This window comes from Escherichia sp. MOD1-EC6162, assembly GCF_002965125.1.
GTDB lineage: Bacteria > Pseudomonadota > Gammaproteobacteria > Enterobacterales > Enterobacteriaceae > Escherichia > Escherichia marmotae.
In genome coordinates this window covers 1-493 of sequence record NZ_PTSB01000093.1, presented here as the reverse complement: position 1 = coordinate 493, position 493 = coordinate 1, and the positions used below count along the sequence as shown (strand labels likewise).

1 protein-coding gene is annotated in these 493 nt (G+C 54.6%); it reads left to right on the top strand.

The features are described from left to right. Positions 1–493, top strand: a 493-nt coding sequence (locus A9587_RS24310; protein ID WP_172955474.1) for a transposase, incomplete at both ends; no start/stop codon positions are given.

Sequence of the window (493 nt, the reverse complement as noted above, 5' to 3'; positions counted from 1 at the left end):
TCCACAACCGGTGGTTACTGGCAGAGATGAGCCGTATTGCAGCGGATGTGATACTGGAAATCTGCCGCCAGGCGGATGTGGAACCGGGGGTATTCACGGTAATCCACACATGGGGCCGTGACCAGCAATGGCATCCACATATTCATCTGTCGACCACTGCCGGTGGTGTGACGTCAGGTCATACCTGGAAAAACCTTCATTTTTACGCCCGTAAGGTGATGAGCATGTGGCGTTACCGGATAACGCGGTTGCTGTCACGGAAATATCCGGACCTGGTGATACCGGATGCGCTGGCAGCAGAAGGAAGCAGTAAACGGGACTGGAATCGCTTCCTGGACACGCATTACCGCCGTGGCTGGAATGTCAACGTATCCCGGGTGATGGATAACGCCACACATGTGGCGGTGTACTTCGGCTCTTACCTGAAAAAGCCACAGGTGCCGATGAGTCGTCTGGAGCATTATGCCGGTCAGGATGAAATCGGTCTGCGTTA